This window comes from Morganella psychrotolerans (assembly GCF_001676055.1).
Lineage (GTDB): Bacteria > Pseudomonadota > Gammaproteobacteria > Enterobacterales > Enterobacteriaceae > Morganella > Morganella psychrotolerans_B.
Genome location: NZ_LZEX01000046.1, coordinates 131,050 through 146,798 on the forward strand (window position 1 = coordinate 131,050; position 15,749 = coordinate 146,798).

General features: G+C 45.8%; 20 protein-coding genes. 2 read left to right on the forward strand and 18 right to left on the reverse strand.

Annotated elements, in window-relative coordinates; genetic code table 11:
• Window positions 1–29 precede the first annotated feature (29 nt).
• The 15 genes from AYY17_RS20520 to AYY17_RS20580 form a co-directional block, all read right to left on the reverse strand.
• Window positions 30–1,148 carry an SPOR domain-containing protein gene (locus AYY17_RS20520; RefSeq protein ID WP_082981462.1) on the reverse strand — a complete coding sequence of 373 codons (1,119 nt, stop codon included), beginning with the start codon at window positions 1,146–1,148 and terminating at the stop codon, window positions 30–32.
• Between the two features lie 88 nt (window positions 1,149–1,236).
• On the reverse strand, window positions 1,237–1,728 hold the full coding sequence (locus tag AYY17_RS20525) for a spore coat protein U domain-containing protein (RefSeq protein ID WP_067427043.1): 492 nt from the start codon (window positions 1,726–1,728) through the stop codon (window positions 1,237–1,239).
• Window positions 1,706–2,338 carry a hypothetical protein gene (locus AYY17_RS20530; protein WP_067427046.1) on the reverse strand — a complete coding sequence of 211 codons (633 nt, stop codon included), beginning with the start codon at window positions 2,336–2,338 and terminating at the stop codon, window positions 1,706–1,708. The genes AYY17_RS20525 and AYY17_RS20530 overlap by 23 nt, the downstream gene beginning before the upstream one ends.
• Before the next feature lie 49 nt (window positions 2,339–2,387).
• On the reverse strand, window positions 2,388–5,114 hold the full coding sequence (locus AYY17_RS20535) for a fimbria/pilus outer membrane usher protein (RefSeq protein ID WP_082981463.1): 2,727 nt from the start codon (window positions 5,112–5,114) through the stop codon (window positions 2,388–2,390).
• Window positions 5,115–5,190: 76 nt separating this feature from the next.
• Complete coding sequence (locus AYY17_RS20540) at window positions 5,191–5,940, reverse strand: fimbrial biogenesis chaperone (protein WP_067427049.1); 750 nt, start codon at window positions 5,938–5,940, stop codon at window positions 5,191–5,193.
• Window positions 5,927–6,694 carry a fimbrial biogenesis chaperone gene (locus tag AYY17_RS20545; RefSeq protein WP_067427052.1) on the reverse strand — a complete coding sequence of 256 codons (768 nt, stop codon included), beginning with the start codon at window positions 6,692–6,694 and terminating at the stop codon, window positions 5,927–5,929. Before AYY17_RS20545 ends, AYY17_RS20540 begins: the two co-directional genes overlap by 14 nt.
• A 13-nt stretch (window positions 6,695–6,707) precedes the next feature.
• Complete coding sequence (locus AYY17_RS20550) at window positions 6,708–7,286, reverse strand: fimbrial protein (protein ID WP_235845444.1); 579 nt, start codon at window positions 7,284–7,286, stop codon at window positions 6,708–6,710.
• 17 nt (window positions 7,287–7,303) lie between these two features.
• Window positions 7,304–7,882 carry a fimbrial protein gene (locus tag AYY17_RS20555; RefSeq protein ID WP_067427055.1) on the reverse strand — a complete coding sequence of 193 codons (579 nt, stop codon included), beginning with the start codon at window positions 7,880–7,882 and terminating at the stop codon, window positions 7,304–7,306.
• Window positions 7,883–7,905: 23 nt separating this feature from the next.
• Window positions 7,906–8,457 carry a fimbrial protein gene (locus tag AYY17_RS20560; protein ID WP_067427058.1) on the reverse strand — a complete coding sequence of 184 codons (552 nt, stop codon included), beginning with the start codon at window positions 8,455–8,457 and terminating at the stop codon, window positions 7,906–7,908.
• Window positions 8,441–9,166, reverse strand: coding sequence for a fimbrial biogenesis chaperone (locus AYY17_RS20565; protein WP_067427061.1), 726 nt, complete (start codon window positions 9,164–9,166; stop codon window positions 8,441–8,443). The genes AYY17_RS20560 and AYY17_RS20565 overlap by 17 nt, the downstream gene beginning before the upstream one ends.
• Window positions 9,167–9,240: 74 nt before the next feature.
• Entirely contained in the window at window positions 9,241–9,543 is a 303-nt protein-coding gene (locus AYY17_RS22475; protein ID WP_235845445.1) for a hypothetical protein, read from the reverse strand.
• On the reverse strand, window positions 9,528–9,785 hold the full coding sequence (locus AYY17_RS22480; protein ID WP_235845446.1) for a hypothetical protein: 258 nt from the start codon (window positions 9,783–9,785) through the stop codon (window positions 9,528–9,530). The genes AYY17_RS22475 and AYY17_RS22480 overlap by 16 nt, the downstream gene beginning before the upstream one ends.
• A gap of 185 nt (window positions 9,786–9,970) precedes the next feature.
• The gene (locus tag AYY17_RS22605; protein ID WP_082981464.1) at window positions 9,971–10,273 is read right to left on the reverse strand and encodes a helix-turn-helix domain-containing protein; all 303 of its coding nucleotides are present in this window, start codon (window positions 10,271–10,273) and stop codon (window positions 9,971–9,973) included.
• A gap of 611 nt (window positions 10,274–10,884) precedes the next feature.
• A complete protein-coding gene (locus AYY17_RS20575) occupies window positions 10,885–11,313 on the reverse strand; it encodes a DMT family transporter (protein WP_067427064.1) in 429 nt (142 codons plus the stop codon).
• 2 nt (window positions 11,314–11,315) lie between these two features.
• Complete coding sequence (locus AYY17_RS20580) at window positions 11,316–11,768, reverse strand: DMT family transporter (protein WP_067427067.1); 453 nt, start codon at window positions 11,766–11,768, stop codon at window positions 11,316–11,318.
• Between the two features lie 134 nt (window positions 11,769–11,902).
• Between AYY17_RS20580 and AYY17_RS20585 the strand changes: the two genes are divergently transcribed.
• Entirely contained in the window at window positions 11,903–12,832 is a 930-nt protein-coding gene (locus AYY17_RS20585) for a LysR family transcriptional regulator (protein ID WP_067427070.1), read from the forward strand.
• A gap of 113 nt (window positions 12,833–12,945) precedes the next feature.
• On the opposite strand, the gene AYY17_RS20590 is transcribed toward AYY17_RS20585, so the two are convergent.
• Window positions 12,946–13,236, reverse strand: coding sequence for a putative quinol monooxygenase (locus AYY17_RS20590; RefSeq protein ID WP_067427073.1), 291 nt, complete (start codon window positions 13,234–13,236; stop codon window positions 12,946–12,948).
• 175 nt (window positions 13,237–13,411) lie between these two features.
• Here AYY17_RS20590 and AYY17_RS20595 point away from each other — a divergent pair, with 175 nt between their 5' ends.
• Window positions 13,412–14,152, forward strand: coding sequence for a cyclase family protein (locus AYY17_RS20595; RefSeq protein ID WP_067427076.1), 741 nt, complete (start codon window positions 13,412–13,414; stop codon window positions 14,150–14,152).
• Between the two features lie 134 nt (window positions 14,153–14,286).
• Here AYY17_RS20595 and AYY17_RS20600 read toward each other — a convergent pair whose 3' ends face one another.
• Both AYY17_RS20600 and AYY17_RS22490 read right to left on the reverse strand, forming a co-directional pair.
• Complete coding sequence (locus tag AYY17_RS20600) at window positions 14,287–14,649, reverse strand: guanylate kinase (RefSeq protein ID WP_235845448.1); 363 nt, start codon at window positions 14,647–14,649, stop codon at window positions 14,287–14,289.
• Between the two features lie 614 nt (window positions 14,650–15,263).
• On the reverse strand, window positions 15,264–15,581 hold the full coding sequence (locus AYY17_RS22490) for a hypothetical protein (RefSeq protein ID WP_067427083.1): 318 nt from the start codon (window positions 15,579–15,581) through the stop codon (window positions 15,264–15,266).
• Window positions 15,582–15,749 lie beyond the last annotated feature (168 nt).

A 15,749-nucleotide genomic window follows, 5' to 3' on the forward strand; every position in this document is an offset into this window, starting at 1 on the left:
AAACACTTTGATGAATAACGAAATATGGATTATTTCATTAATTCAGCCTGAACCTGTTTCAGGCTGCGCACCCAGGGTTTGTTTGCTGTGATAGCAGCCGGTAGCGTTTTGAGTGCGCGTCGGGCTGATGTTAAATCGGGATAATCGCCATAAACCAGAACATACCACTGACGTCCGTGACGGACAGTTTCATAAACTACGTAATTGGATAGTTTATAGTGACGTGCGGTATCATATAACCCTCCCAGCGTTGCGGCGCTGCTGAGCTGTAATGTGTAATGACTGCCCGGGGCGGTGCGCAGATTACTGCCTGAATTACCGGCAAAAACAGGTTTGGTTTTCGGTACAGTCGGGGATTTTATTATTTCTTGTGTCTTTTCCGGTGTGTGGCTTACCTGTATAGGTAACGCAGGCGGATAAACGGTTTCTGACGGATAAACGGTCACCGGCGGCGGAACGGCAATGGTAATGGTTATTTCTTCCGGTATTTCTGTTGTGACCGGTGCTGCCCGGCGGGTGATCAGTTCTGCTTGTAATAATGGCAGATACTTATTCAGGTATATTTTTATATTTCCGGCTTGTTTTTTTCCGCGATTAATCTGTGTCAGAAAAGGCGGAGCAACAGGAGCTGATTCTGCGACTGATAATATATGCTTTATACCCTGTACGGCAGCAGCAGAATACGGGCTTTCCGGTAGTTGCATACACCGGCGGGTATCTGTTGGCTTGGTCAGAATCTCTTTTTGTGCCGGGTCTGCAAGAATATCGTCCTTTATATCCTGCAATATATACTGAGCACGGTTAGCGGTTTCACCACCGGAAAGTGCTGATTTCCCCAGCCACCAGCGCGCACAGGAAATATCCCTGTCACCACCAACACCAGTGTAAAATAATATACCCAGATGAAATTGTCCGGGCGGATAACCCCGCAGTGCTGACTGATGAATATAATAACGCCCCTTTTCTGGATATGCGTTAACACCATCACCATTAATATATTTCACACCAAGATCATGAACAGATTCAACAGTACCTTGTTCTTCATTATCTGTCGTGCTGTAGGCATAAGGTATTACAGAGAGATACAGCAGGGTTGCTGTTATACGGATAAAGAGTGTATTAAAAAAGGCCGTATGTGTTTTTTGCATAATAGTTTGAGTTATTTTTATCGTAATAACAAAATAGAACAAAACAGAAGATAAGTGCGGATACAAACACGTATCTTCTGTTATTATTTTAGTTCCAGTTCAGGATCAATTTTGCAGAGCCGGTTGCCTGGCCGGTTTTATTTTGCCCTTTGGAACACAATACCCAATTGTATTTACTGGTTCCCGGTGTGAGTGTCATTTTCTCCAGCCCGGCGTTAGGAATAAAATAGACAATGCCGGAATAGCCATCTAATCGCCCGTTACATTGACCGGTCAGCGGAATATCTTTGCCGATAAATCCGCGAACTTCAGCCGGGGCATCACTGCCATCTTTCATAGTGAGAGCCATCGTATCCGTATAGCGGCCTTTGGTTCCCTGAATTTCAACCGTAACCGGTGTATTTGAAGTATCATCACAATTAACCGTTAAATTACCGGTTTTATTTGCCAGCGCCTGGTTATTTTTGGCATCACTTACATCCACCGGGGGAAACGTAATGGTGTTATCTGTGCTGACGGTGCAGTTACGCAAAGGTTTATCTACGATAATAGTATTATTAAAAAAATTGGGTACTCGCATTCTGGAAATCACCGGTCACCAAAATTAATGATACAGGATAACTTCCGGGTCCGGCTTTAGGTCCTGCGTACGCAATAAGATTGCCATTTACCCTGGCCGTTCCTGAACCATCAATATTCATTGTACCAACTGCATATCCTCCCCAGCCATTCTGGTTGCATGCTTTTGCTGCATCACTGTATGTGGTTTTTCCGGTAGATGCATTAACAGACCATGCTCCATATATTGTGCTGCCATTACCATAATATGCATATGGACTATTATATCCGGTTCCGGTAAAGCCAAGTATGACATCATTAGCTAAAACAAGACCATAGATTTTATTATCACTTGACCAGCCAAATGAATAACCATTCGGTTTTTCACATCTCACCCATTTACCCGCTGGTACTATAGCCCCCCAAATTGGAGCATCAGTGGTTCCCAGACCGCCCTGATAATTTTTATTTTGTTGTGTGACGTTTACCGGTATTTGGACCTGGCTTCCTGGTCTTATGGTATAAGCACTAAAACAGGTGGTTGATATCATTAATAATGAAATGCCCGCAACAGCAGATAAATTTTTATTATTAACAGGAGAAGTAAAGCGAAATAATTTTTTTATTTTCATATAATTGTTACCGTAAATTGAGCTACGAATAATCTTTATTTTCACAGGGTTATTTTATGTGTAACCAGCGTGACTTGACCTGAATATCAGTTAATCGTGGCGCTACCGGTTTAATTTCAGCGGATACCTGTGTTTCAGTTATCATCTCAGCCTGTGTTTTCCCGCCCACACACTTATAAGTAACCTGGCGGACAGGCATATCGTCAGTTGTGGTCAGGTGGCGTAAATCGAAACTGACCTGACATTGCTGTGCATCTGATTCTCCCCACTTCACCTGTAATTTCCCGGTTTCCGGCAGACCGGTCAGATAGACCTGACCCGCATCACCGACGATACTGCTGACACTTTCCGCTGCATTATCATCAATAAGTGTGGCAATCGCCCCGAACGGAACACTTTTTGCACCGTGTCTGAGAGTCATCAATACCTGATACCCAATCCGCGTGGCAAAGTTTGCTTTTACAACGGCACCTTTTGTCGGGTAAACATTAATATTTGACTGTGTTAAATCAACATCATCCGGCAGTGTGGACGGGTCAAGCCCGATGCTGTTTTTATTGTAATCAGCAAGGTAAGGTGCGACGGCATAACCCCCGCTGTCGGTGACAGCACTCCCGCCGTTAACACTGGCGCCGGCAGCGCCCGGTGCGCTGACTAATGCCACTGAATCACCCATTGAGCGACCGAATGTGACACCTTCTGAATGGATCAACATACCGCCTGACGCACTCATATTGACGGCCTGAGTATTATTGCTGTAGCTGTAACCGGCGCTGATATTGCCTTTATTTCCCTGATAGCCGGTATTCAGGTTTGTGTTTGCAACCTGTCCCTGATTGCCCCAGCTTTGCGTTGCACCATAGGAGAGTTTGCCATCCATCAGGCTGCCGCTCAGTCCGGTATTATTTTGTGTTCTGCCGTTATTATCATGGGTCACTGAATAGGTGGCATACATGGATTGCAGATTCTGCCCGTAACCGAACAGGCTGAACGGCACGCTGACATTCAGGGATAACTGACGGTTTTCCGGCCAGTTATTGTTGCTGTCTTTCACACGATCGATATTGTAGTTCACGCCGTAACTGATACCTTTGATACTGGTACTGTACCCCAGGGACATCCCGGTCAGTTTGCGGTCACTTCCCCAGTAATCATCACGGTTGGCGCGAAAATGCAGTGAGCCGTATTCCCCCATCTGCTGGCTGAGCTGTGTCTGAAAGCTGCTGCGGCGGCGTTGTAATGTCCAGGGGCTTAACCCGTCTTCAAGACGATAGCCGTGACTGTTAAATTCACTGAAATTATAGAAGTGCTCAGTTGAGTAACGCAGGGCGGTTAAATCAACCGATGTCCCAGTCGACATCATACTTTTTGAGTAACGGATCCGGTATGACTGACCGGTTTTGCGCTCATCATCCTGTTTGTTGTCCCCGCCGAAGCGGACGGTGGAATGTGTCACATCGGCAGAAACGGCGCCGAAATCACCCAGCGAAATGCCACTGCCCGCATTAAGTGCCTGATAATCTTTTGCCAGTAATGCGCCGCCGAATAATGTCACATCATTGTGCAGACCATAGATAACCGTCCCCATCATAAAATCGGAACGGCGTGAGCTGGTGGTGATGTTACCGTCATAACGACCGGCGGCTATTTCATACTTCCAACCGCCCGGGCGCAGCATGACCGGCAGTGATGAATAAGGCACCACAAACTGACGCTCAGTACCGTCTGCTTCGGTCACCGTGACATCATAGTCCCCGGATAATCCGGCCTGCTGAATATCATTTATGTAGAATGCGCCGGGTGCAACATAGGTTTCATAAACAATGTTGCCGTTCTGGCGCACGGTGATACGGGCATTACTGTTTGCCACACCGCTTATCGCCGGCGCATAGCCGCGTAACTGACCCGGCAGCATCTGCTCATTGGAGGTCAGTTTTATGCCTTTAAATGAAACGCCATCGAAAACATCACTGCCGGTACTGGTTTCACCAATTTGTAATGATGAGCGCAGCGGGCGGATATCCCGGGCTAAATAGGTATTGGAAAAATAGGTCCGGTTTTCACTTGTTGCAGATTGATTCTGTCCGCCGCTGTATTCAAAACGGGTATGGGTAATATTGCTGCGCAGACGCCACGGACCTGCATTGGCTCCCGCACGAACGGAGGCGAACAGGTTGTTATTATGGGTTTTCAGACCGCCGTCATAACTATTGGTTGTGCGCCCGGCGCTCAGGTTATAGTTCGCCATCAGCGCCGGAATACCGTCATCCCATAAAGCAGGATCACTGTTACGGTTAATAACAGATTGCATGGCAACCTGCGGAATACTGATATCAAGGCGCAGGCGGGCCAGATCCAGCCGTGTCTCTGCCTGCGGGATAAGTGTGCCTAAATCAGTTACCGGCAAATCGGACGGCAGATTTTTTAAATCCGGGATCTGCGGAACATTAACACCGAATGTTTCCAGTTGTGCCGGTGTCAGTTCCGGTGCTATCTGACCTTTTGTATTTTTGACAAAACTGAGTGTGTACTGACCGGCATCCTCTCGATTGATAAAAACGGATACGGTATATTCGCCCTCAGCGACGCCGCCCGCCTGTGAGAATGCGGACAAATCAACATCACTGTTTTCACCCGCAACACCTAAAAATCCCGGGTCGAAATAATCATCTGCCATCATCGGCGGGGCGGCGGCAAATAACAGCCATGCCAGCGGACGGTAACGGAAAAAAGGGCGCCGCGGCGGTGTATTAATCATATTACGGGATACTTTCATTTTCTTCCTCTCTCCTGCGGATGCAGGAAACCCGCCGTTGCACCGGAAACGGGTTAGTTTTTATGCTTATTATGTGTTATCGGGCTGATGTCAGCGGGTGGCTTGTTGTTTTACCTGAGCTACCGTCATCTGTAATTAACTGCCAGCGGATATCGCCGGAAATATCCGGTTGCAACGGCCATTTATGTTCTGAAAAAGGAGCGATCATCCGGTTATTACCTAATTCAACTTCTGTATTTCCGATAAAAAGCGTATTAAACGTGATGTAAAACGGCGTCGGGTTTTTAACTGTCAGTCCGTTATTAGCGCGCCGGAATTCAATTTGTTTTGCAATCTGTTCGATATCAGCCGGTGGCAGACCAGACGGGCGGTAAAACAGTTTTAAATTATTTTGTGTGCTCATCACCAGACTGGTTTGTGCTTCATCATTATTTTGTTGTGCCGGGATCGCATTGAGTGCCAGGGTAAAAACAGACTCCCGATCGTCCGGCAGTGTGTTTTTTGTCAGGCGGATCCGCAGGGTCAGGGCGGTATCCGGTTCAAAACGGGTTAATGGCGGTAGCACGATAAAGGGAGTTTGTTCCGCATCATCATCACTGTTTTGCTGTTTTTCCGTATCCCGCGCAATTACCCGTGACTGTAATAAAAACGGGCTCCGTGTATTATTTGTCAGCGTATAGGTAATGCCGTTGCGGGCGTCACCCGGATAAATGACCCGCGTTGTACTGAGCGTAATGCCGTCCTGTGCGGAGGCAGGAAACATTGCCGCACTGACACTCAGCACAGAGAACAGACTGATGGCGCGATAAAAATTACGGGGATTCATGTGTGAACTCCCCCGCTGTTACCGCTGCGGTAAAAGTCTGCCCGGCATCACCGAAATCAGTGATAACAGACCACTGCACCTGTGATGGCGTACCACTGACCGCATAAGAATTGGCGGAGAAGGGCGCTATCATCGGATTGGCATCCTGCACATTGACCGGCTGCTGATTAACGGACAGTGCCGCCAGTGTCAGATAGTACGGCGTCGGGTTATTTACCTGAATCTGCCCGCCGTGTTGGCGGAAGGTCAGTTTTTCCGCGGCTTCCTGAACACCGGGTTTCAATCCTGCCGGGCGGTAAAATAATTTAATCACATTGCGGATCCCGACAGAGACCTGTGCGCTGGTCATATTTTCCCCGGGCGTACCGGTTTTACTGACTGCGGGGATCGCCAGCAGGCTGAGATAAAAAACCGACTCACGGTCTGCCGGTAACTGTGTTGTACCGTTGCGGACAATCAACGCGGTACTGACACTCTCTTTTTCCAGCCGAAACATCGGCGGGGTGACAATAAAAGGTGGTGTTATTAACTGCGGATTATTACCATCCGGTGTGTTCATCACTTCTGCTTTAATCAGGTACACCTGTTGACCATTATTTTTAATAATCGCTTTGGCGCTGTTGTTTTGTCCGTTAAATATCACGCGTGTCTGACCCAGACGAAGTCCGCCTTCTGTTGCGTGTACAGCGGTTGTCAGTGACATCAGGGTTAATGTCAGTACTGCGAAGTGGCGGAAAAAATGGATTGTCTTCATAACATCCCCGGTATCAGTCGTATAAAAATGCAAAAGTGACAGTTGCTTTAAGCTCGCCGCCCTGTAAACCAGTGGCCGGAGTACAGGTTCCGCAGGATAAATAGCCTTTGAATTCCAGCGGACCGTTTAGTGTCGTAACAGTATTACTGCCGGCAGCCGGCCAGTTTTTTGCCTTAATCAGCCCGTTGGCAGCGGTATTACTGTTTGCCTCAAAGCGGGTATTTCCGTCGGTTGCCAGCCGGATGCCATACCCTTTTGTGGTACTGGCAGCATCGGCAAATAATTTTGTGCCACCGCTGCCGGTTATGGTATTTCCGGAAACGGATAATTTCGGCGCCATAAAATATCCCTGACAGCCGGAGAGCGTGACACTGAATTGCCGGAAACGTTTATCACCGGGGATGGAATCATCGGCAACCGGTGCGCCGTCAGCAAACGGGAGTTCCGCCGGAGCGGTGACTTCACAACTGCCGCCGTAAAACGTGGCATTGAAGTTAATCACCTGCGAGTTGCTGTCCGCCCGTGCGGTGGACAGGGATAAAAACAGCACGGCTGCCAGGGCGGAAATACGTAATTCAGGTGTCATCATCATGGGTATGTAGCCCGCGGTCAGTTATATTCAAATTTAAAGGCAACAGTGGCTTTCAGTTCACCGCCCTGAATATCCGCATCAGCGGCACAGTCGCCGCAACTGACTGAGGCTATAACCGGGATCGTCCCGTTGAGGGATGACGCCATTGTGGTGGCCCATGTTTTATTTTCTGCGGTGATTTTCATATCAGCGGCAAGGTTGTCACTCATTTTGAAATTGGTGTTGCCCTTTGTGGTCAGCAAAATACCGTAACCTTTGGTGGTACTGGTATTACTGAGAAATAACGGCTTTCCTGATGTATTGCTGACATCACCTTCCAGGGTGATTGACGGTACCAGTCCATACCCTTTACAGCCGGATAGCGTCAGATTAAAAGGTGCTTCAGGGCCGGTACCGGCAGCAATATCTTCTGACGCAATGACGGCACCGCTGTTAACGGACACAGTCGGTGGTGCGCTGATATCACAGGCGCCGCCGACAATGGTGGCGGTAAAGGCTGTGGTTGCAGAAGTGGCTGCCTGTGCGCTCTGAAGTAAGGTGAAAACCAGTGCGCCAGGCAGGGAGAAAACAAAAAATAACTTTTTAATCAAATGCATAATGGTATTCCACTGTTAATCTGTTACTGAAATATCAGGTTAAACGTGAGTGCTGCTGAAAATGTGCCCGCTGTTGCGGGACCATCGAGCGGACCTACCAGTCCGACCAGGAAGGTTTCCTCTGTCCGGTACTGGTTTTCAGTATTCACCGGGCCCAGAGCGATCTGTTTGCCGCGTTGAATCGCCTTGCCGGTATCGTAAAAATCATTCAGAGACGGCGGTGAACCGTCACTCAGGCGCAGCATAAAACCGGTGCTGTTGGGCGTGCCATCCAGAAAAACAGTGTCGCTGTTGTAGGGCGTATTGCCCTGCAATGTGATTTTTGGTGTCAGTTTTCCGGTTTTACCGGTACAGGTGAAAATAGCCTGTAATGGTTTGATTTCATGTGTTGTTACCGCACCCTGAAAATCAGATGTGCGCTGTGGTGTGAATTTAAGTACAGACGCAACTGTCATGCCGCACCCGATATCGTCGGTGATAACCGCGCTGATTTCGGTAGTATCCGCAAGGGCGGTCAGTGACGCACTGAACAGCGCCGGGTACAGCACAGCCAGCCATTTACCTGACCTGACCATAAAACACCTCCGTTGCGCCATAATCATTAATGGCTTTCCATTCGGCGCGCCCCTGATGTGGTGTATTGGCGAAGGTATTGTCCGAAAACGGTGCGATCATAGTGCTGCCGTTTTTAATACTCATCGCAACCTTGCGCCCGTTAATATTCAGCGTATCCAGCGAGATGTAATACGGTGACGGATTCGTGACTTTCAGTCCGTTTCCGGCAGCGGAGAATTGCAGTGACTGCATTGCCTGCTGTTGTGTCATGCCAAGACCGGCAGGACGATAAAATAATTTGATAACATTGCCGGTTGAAACCTGCAGCATACCGCCGATATTGCTCTGCTGATTGTTGTTATCTTTTTCACCGGCCGGTACAGCGATGGTGCGTAAATAAAAAACAGATTCTTTATTTTGTGGTAATCCGCCGGGTTTTTTCATAATCCGGATTTGGTTGGTCGACCCCGGTTCCAGACGAAACAGCGAAGGCGTTACCAAAAACGGAGTATCCGCATTGTCGCCTGTTGGTGTCTGCAATATCTGGGCTTTGACCAGATAAGGCGTCAGTGAGTTTGATGAACTGGTTACCCCGACACTTTTCCCTGTTGTGTCGTCGGTTGCCTGAAAAACAACCCGGGTGTTATCAATAGCTATCCCGGCGGAGGCTGATGCGGAGAGGAAAACCAAACTTCCGATAATATGCGTAATTACAGTAACGTTTTTCATGTCAGTCTCTCCGGGAAATTAACAGGTACAGGGCAGAGCGGTAAACCGCTCTGCCGGAACATCGGGCAGGCGAATCAGTTAACGATATAAGCCACCAGAATCGGTGCGCTGTAAGAACCGGCTACAGGAGAGCTGTTGGTTGTCGCCATACCGACTTTAAAGGTGTACTGACCGCTGGTTTCTTCTGCATCAAGGGCAACGACTGCCCCTTTGCCGTTCATCAGATTCTGACCGTTAGTATCCTGAATCATAAAGCCGGTTGTCTGAGTATCCTGAGCAACAAAAACATTTTGCTCATTGTTACCGACAGAGGTAATTCCCTGAACAATCAGTTCACCGCTTTCGCCTTTTGCACAACCTGTCAGGGTAACCGGCATATCGACCTGCTGAGGCGTGATTGCATTTGCCGCTGTAAAGCTGCCGTCGCGCCGCCGACTTTGGTATTGAATACACCCACGTTCAGAACAGATTTACCGCCGTTGATGGTAACGTCACAGGTGGTATCCGTCAGGATGCCCTGAAGAGTGACTTCCGATGATGGCGCGGCAACCGCATTCAGGCTGGCAGCAGACATACCGGTAATCAGTGCAACAGAAAGTAATTGAGTTTTAAACGTCATATAAAATTCCTATCAATATTCTAATTAAAAATAAAAGGTGCAGGTGAGACAACAAGCATTAATTATCCCTTAGAGATAATAATGTTATTGATGTCATTGTTTTGTGTTTGCTTAATTATGTTGATATTTATATATATCAGGTATAATTATGTAAATTAATGTTCAGTCCGTAATAACATTAATTTTTACAGGTATTCTTCTTCATCATCCGCAGTTGATTTAGTCGCAATACTCTGTTTGTCGTACACGGACAACATATCCCTGGTATCCGCAAAACCACACACGATGCTGAGCTGATAAAAGAAATCTTCCAGCGTAACATCAAGTACTATCAGCATTTTTATCAGTAAATTTAACGTCAGGTGATTCCTGCCACGCTCGTAGCGGGATATCTGTTGCTGACTTAATCCTGTCAGTTGACCAAACTCATAGCCGGATAATTGTTTTTTTTTTACGCAATAAACGGATAACCTCTCCGGAAGATTGATTAATCATCCCGGAGTCCCGTTTTTTCATACCGGACATAATTAGGTGCCTTTAAAATAAATAAGTGACTTCAAATTTGTCGTGCTGTTTACACAATAAAAAGAATAAACCAAAACATAAAATAGAAATCTAAAAAAAAGAAATCAGATTAATTTAGTGGTGCCTTTCGGATGAGTTAATTCTACGTGTGATAAACGCCTCAATGCAATAGTCGTTATTTGTTCATCTGGTTACTCTTCGTAATTGTAAACAGGATGAATAGTTTCATCGTGATGTGAAATTTATGTTATAAATCATGAGGGTGTATCTGTTTTTCTTTATTTTTATCATTTAATTAAATTTCAAATTTAACGATATTTAATTTCAAATTAATCCGCATGTGGTGATTAAAATGACATAATATATCGTATATTTAATTTTTTAAGAAAAAAACACAAAACAGACACATTAGGTGGCTACATGTATCATTATGTGTCGGGGATGCCGTGAAGCACCGTCCTGTCTGGGGTTTGTGTCAGAGGGAAAACGGTGGGATGACTTTTTGTGTGTACAATGTTATCAGAAATAAATAATTTATTATCAGTCATCCTGCCGATCGAGATCTCGTAACAGGTTATTTCCCTCGGTAACGCACGCTGATAGCGACAAGAATTAAGAGAATACCGGTTAATTGCAGGAAGAAATGCTCCGGAATGCCGTGTTGCAGGATGTCGATAATAAAGCCGGAGAGTATCTGCCCGCAAATGGCAAGGATAGTCGTTAACGTAGCTCCCAGCAGGGGCAGAATATAGCTGTTTATCACCACAAAACCCGCTCCGATAATTCCGCCGGAAAAAGCGACTAACGGAATATCATGTAAATTAACGGGAAATTGTGGCAGTGAATACAGAACTATGGCACTTAAAAACAGAAAACCGACTATGTGATTAACCAGTGAGGCATAGAAAGCATTACGGCTTTGTGATAAGCGTCCGTTGATACTGCGGCTGAAAATAATGCAGATACCATTAGTCAGTGCGATTGTAATATAAAACAGTAACATAATTATTTTCCTGCAATGATGAGTGTGCAGCCGGTAAGCAGAAGCAGCAGTGTCAGAATATCCCGCCATATGATTTTTCGTTTTGTTAATCCCATAAGACCGGTATGGTCGATAATCAACCCGGTCACAATTTGCCCTGCCAGCATCAGAACAAGTGATCCGGAAAGAGAAAGCGGGCTGTTAACGGTGATCGCCGCCAGTAATACCGTAAAGGCACCGGGAATACCGCCAAGGTAACACCAGCGGGAAATTTCCCCTGATGATTTGCTCTGTGGTAAATGGCGTTTTACGGACAGCCAGATAACCAGCGCGACAACGGATCCGATGCCATGTGTCAGCCATGAGGCATGGAGCGGAGAGGTAAAAGTGGATAAATAGCTGTTGCTCATAATCATCAGGGTGAGTAATACACCGGAGAGCAGGGCAAACAGCGGCAGTACAGTGTTTTTTTTCATTATGTTTATCATATTTAGTTATCACAGTATGGATGGCGGTGAAGCAGACAGAGTATAGAGATTGCCGGGGGGCGTGATAAACGCTATAAATGGAAAAACTAAGTTTCCTTACGGTTGATAATGGAGGCGTCCGGATGGATTTTTCACTTCTGCCGGTATTTATTGCAATTACAGAGCAGGGTAGTCTGACAAAGGCGGCTGAGTATCTGCACATGACCAAATCGGCGGTCAGTAAAAAGCTGACAGCACTGGAGTCACACACGGGGATCCGCTTAGTCACCCGTTCAACCCGGCATTTGCAGTTAACAGAAGCCGGGCTGCTTTATTATTCCTGGCTGAAAAAAGCACATCAGGCGGTTCTCGACGGGCAGGATGCACTTTCCCGGTATCGTAGTGATGTGGATGGTGTATTGAAAATCAGTGCGCCGACCGTTTTTGGCCGTCTGCATCTGGCCAAATTACTGCCGGAATTTTTGCAGCGCTGGCCGCGGCTTACTGCGGAGCTTGTCTTTGATGACAAGCTGACTGATTTGGTCGGGGACGGGTTTGATCTGGCTGTGCGTATCGGAGAACTGAAAGATTCTTCACTTATTGCCCGGACACTGTCGCCGTGCCGCAGTGTGTTATGTGCTTCCCCGGCATATCTGGCGGCGCACGGTAACCCGCAGGATCTGACCGAACTGAAAGAACATAACTGCCTGTTTTACAGTTATTTTCAGGCAGGACAAACATGGGCGTTTTTACACAGGGGAGAAACGGTGCGTTTTACCCCGCAGGGAAATTACCGGGCGAATAATAGTCTGGCATTGCATCTGGCTGTTTTACAGGGCACCGGTATTTGCCAGTTACCACAGTTTATTGCCGCACCGGATATCCGCGCCGGGAGATTGCAGGTGCTGTTACCTGATTATAGTTTACCGGTGCATCATATTTATGCGGTGTACCCGGACAGAGAGTATCTGCCGAACAAAGTGGCGGTTTTTTTGCAGTTTTTACAGGAGAAACTGGGGGCAGCCGGACATTATCAGCAGGATTATGAACAACCGCTGTCCGCAGATGTGTAGTTCTTAATATTGCCGTCAATCTGTCTGTTATATTATTTTTCGGTTCCCTGCCTCGATTTGTTATATGACACTTCAGTAACGGGGCCGTTATCCGCCCCGTCAGTTCAGCGCTGTTATTCAACCGCGCTGTTCATCAGAACAAAGCGTGGCTCATCCCGCTGATATTTATTGATAGCCGGCACCAGGCGCTGAAAATGTTCACTGGCACAATGAATATCCAGTGCAGCCTGATCAGGCCAGGTTTCAATAAAGACAAAATGTCCCGGATCCCGGCGGTCAACAAACAGATCGTAACTGATACACAGCGGCTCTTTACGGGTGGCTGCAACTAATTCCTCATACATCGGCATCAGGATTTCAACGGCATCCGGCTGCATAAAATCTTCAGCAATTACTTTTAACATTCCTACTCCTGATTGTGTGCGGACAGTCATGAAATATCTGCAACTGAATTTATGTGGTATGCCGTGTAAATTCAGCTGATACGCAAAGTATACACTCAACGTCATTCAGAATGCAGTTTGAGTGAATAAGGGTACAAAACACATCACACTAAAAAGCACATATTAAGGGGGCCTGATGTCATCATCATTAATTGACGCCGTTAAACTGTTAAAATCTAAAAAATGGGTTGATTTAACACATGCATTCAATGCTGATTCGCCGCACTTTTTTATGTTTGATCCGGCAGAATTTAAAACATTATTTAATTATCAGGATGGCTTTTTTGCCCAGCAATTTACGTTTCCCGGTCAGTACGGTACGCACATTGATGCACCTTGCCACTTTGTTGAGGGACGGCGGTTTGTGCATGAGCTGGAACTGAAAGAATTAGTGCTGCCGCTGGTGGTTATTGATCAGTCTGCCCGTGCGCACCTGGATCCTGATTTTGCTCTGTCTGCTGCGGATATTCTGACGTTTGAGCAGGAGCACGGGCGCATTGATGCGGGCAGCTTTGTGGCATTGCGCACCGACTGGAGCAAACGCTGGCCATCACAGGCACTGATGGATAACAAAGATGCGGACGGACATAATCATATTCCGGGCTGGGGAACAGATGCACTGGCGTTTTTGTTCCGTGAACGCGGCATAAGTGCTGTCGGGCATGAGACATTTGATACAGATTCTGCGGTGGATTTTCGTAAAAACAAGGCATTGCTTGCAGAATATTTCGTCCTGGATCAGGATGCATATCAGATTGAATTACTGACTAACCTGGATCAGGTTCCGGCAAAAGGTGCGGTGATTTTTAATATTGTGGCAAAACCGGACAATGCGGGAGGATTCCCCGTCCGGTCATTTGCTGTTTTGCCGGATTGAACCTGCAAAATACGACGTAATAAAGTCAGATGATCATCCAAAGTGGCATGGATAACCTGTCTGTCCCCGCGCAGCGCACAGACGGGTTTCCGTCAGCGGCAGGAGGGAGTCCGGGGGAACTGAGAACATTATTATTACCGGATATTATATTGACAGAAAGCCAGTTGATTATTTACTGAAATCTGTTGATTAAGTTCTGTGGATATCAGAGAAATAAGGTAGCTATCCGCCAGTGATTCCGGTAACGCCTGACACAGCTTCGATAAAATAAATTCCTGGCGGATACCATATTCATCGTAGCTTAATAATATTTTTAATAACATTTTCCTGTCAATTTTTTCTGTGTAACTGAATTTCTTCAGGTCAGAAATAACAGGTGCCAGTAAATTATCGCACAGAATATTGTATTCCCTGCTTTCCGGAGTAGTACATTTTAATTTTTCCCATAATAATTGACGGCTATCTTCTTTTGCTGGTGTATCAGTTATGATTTCCATGTGGTTGTACATAAAAATAAATCCTCTTGAAATTGTTTGGCAAAGACCATTAAGTCGTTATTCTCGTCGGATTTTAATGTTTTTATTGTGTTTTTTATGGTTATAGTTCATGCCGATATAGTGTTCTCTTAATGCTTAAAATAGAAAAAGAGACTGAGAGTACTCTTCAGATGGTAAATATAATAATATCAGCATGTCTTTTTCGGGCATGTCATAAAGTAACTAAGGTTGATTTTCACCTTCATGATATTTACCCGTCATGTAAAATAACGTCAGGCACTCTTTCGGGTGAAATTACTCTGATAATCAGTTTTGGTTACGCCAATTGGTTGTACTGATAACGTAAAATCAAGAATAACACGGTCAGACAGAAGCGTATTTATCAGTGAATCTGATTTTTTTTATATATTCGTCAGTGATTACTGAGCTGTCATCAATAGATTTCTATGATGATATAAGCATTGCTGGGAACACCTAAGATAACGGAGTATTGTTTGCAATAAAATACAGAGCTCATCTGATGTAAAAGACACAGTCAAACAAACAGAAAAAAGCAGGGATATTACTATCCCTGCCAAATAATGCCCTGCCAGATAATATTTTTCCGTATCAGGTCAGTTCCAGCACAGTATGTCACCACGCAGACAGATATTTCGTTGATACAATAATTTATGCAGGAGTTCATTATTATCATTTTCTTTCAGTAACAGAATGGAATCAATAACAGTTTTTAACTCATCCGGGATATCAGTATATTGCTGTTTATCGTTGTAATAAACAGCAGCACGTAATGCATCATAAAAATCACGGCGGGTAAACGGAACAGACTGGCTAAGTGTATCTATATTCATTTTCAGATGAGACAAGCTGTTGTTGCAATCTGCTAATTTCTGTTCCGTTTGTGTAATTCTGTTTTCCCCGATCAGCGTCATATTATTTTTATAAAGTATTATCAAGGCAGATAATTGATTTCGTGTGGTAGTATATTTATTATATTTTTTCTTCAATACATTTAAATCACTATAGTTATTATTTAACCAATGTTCATAGGTTTCTGTAATCAGCCAGTCATTCCAATAACGTGATTTTGATAACCGGAT

Bases quoted from the DNA above. Each gene is read 5' to 3' on its own strand.
- AYY17_RS20520 (WP_082981462.1), bottom strand. From the start codon at position 1,148: ATGCAAAAAACACATACGGCCTTTTTTAATACACTCTTTATCCGTATA.
- AYY17_RS20525 (WP_067427043.1), bottom strand. From the start codon at position 1,728: ATGCGAGTACCCAATTTTTTTAATAATACTATTATCGTAGATAAACCT.
- AYY17_RS20530 (WP_067427046.1), bottom strand. From the start codon at position 2,338: ATGAAAATAAAAAAATTATTTCGCTTTACTTCTCCTGTTAATAATAAA.
- AYY17_RS20535 (WP_082981463.1), bottom strand. From the start codon at position 5,114: ATGAAAGTATCCCGTAATATGATTAATACACCGCCGCGGCGCCCTTTT.
- AYY17_RS20540 (WP_067427049.1), bottom strand. From the start codon at position 5,940: ATGAATCCCCGTAATTTTTATCGCGCCATCAGTCTGTTCTCTGTGCTG.
- AYY17_RS20545 (WP_067427052.1), bottom strand. From the start codon at position 6,694: ATGAAGACAATCCATTTTTTCCGCCACTTCGCAGTACTGACATTAACC.
- AYY17_RS20550 (WP_235845444.1), bottom strand. From the start codon at position 7,286: ATGATGATGACACCTGAATTACGTATTTCCGCCCTGGCAGCCGTGCTG.
- AYY17_RS20555 (WP_067427055.1), bottom strand. From the start codon at position 7,882: ATGCATTTGATTAAAAAGTTATTTTTTGTTTTCTCCCTGCCTGGCGCA.
- AYY17_RS20560 (WP_067427058.1), bottom strand. From the start codon at position 8,457: ATGGTCAGGTCAGGTAAATGGCTGGCTGTGCTGTACCCGGCGCTGTTC.
- AYY17_RS20565 (WP_067427061.1), bottom strand. From the start codon at position 9,166: ATGAAAAACGTTACTGTAATTACGCATATTATCGGAAGTTTGGTTTTC.
- AYY17_RS22475 (WP_235845445.1), bottom strand. From the start codon at position 9,543: ATGCCGGTTACCCTGACAGGTTGTGCAAAAGGCGAAAGCGGTGAACTG.
- AYY17_RS22480 (WP_235845446.1), bottom strand. From the start codon at position 9,785: ATGACGTTTAAAACTCAATTACTTTCTGTTGCACTGATTACCGGTATG.
- AYY17_RS20575 (WP_067427064.1), bottom strand. From the start codon at position 11,313: ATGTTACTGTTTTATATTACAATCGCACTGACTAATGGTATCTGCATT.
- AYY17_RS20580 (WP_067427067.1), bottom strand. From the start codon at position 11,768: ATGAAAAAAAACACTGTACTGCCGCTGTTTGCCCTGCTCTCCGGTGTA.
- AYY17_RS20585 (WP_067427070.1), top strand. From the start codon at position 11,903: ATGGATTTTTCACTTCTGCCGGTATTTATTGCAATTACAGAGCAGGGT.
- AYY17_RS20590 (WP_067427073.1), bottom strand. From the start codon at position 13,236: ATGTTAAAAGTAATTGCTGAAGATTTTATGCAGCCGGATGCCGTTGAA.
- AYY17_RS20595 (WP_067427076.1), top strand. From the start codon at position 13,412: ATGTCATCATCATTAATTGACGCCGTTAAACTGTTAAAATCTAAAAAA.
- AYY17_RS20600 (WP_235845448.1), bottom strand. From the start codon at position 14,649: ATGGAAATCATAACTGATACACCAGCAAAAGAAGATAGCCGTCAATTA.
- AYY17_RS22490 (WP_067427083.1), bottom strand. From the start codon at position 15,581: ATGACGCTGATCGGGGAAAACAGAATTACACAAACGGAACAGAAATTA.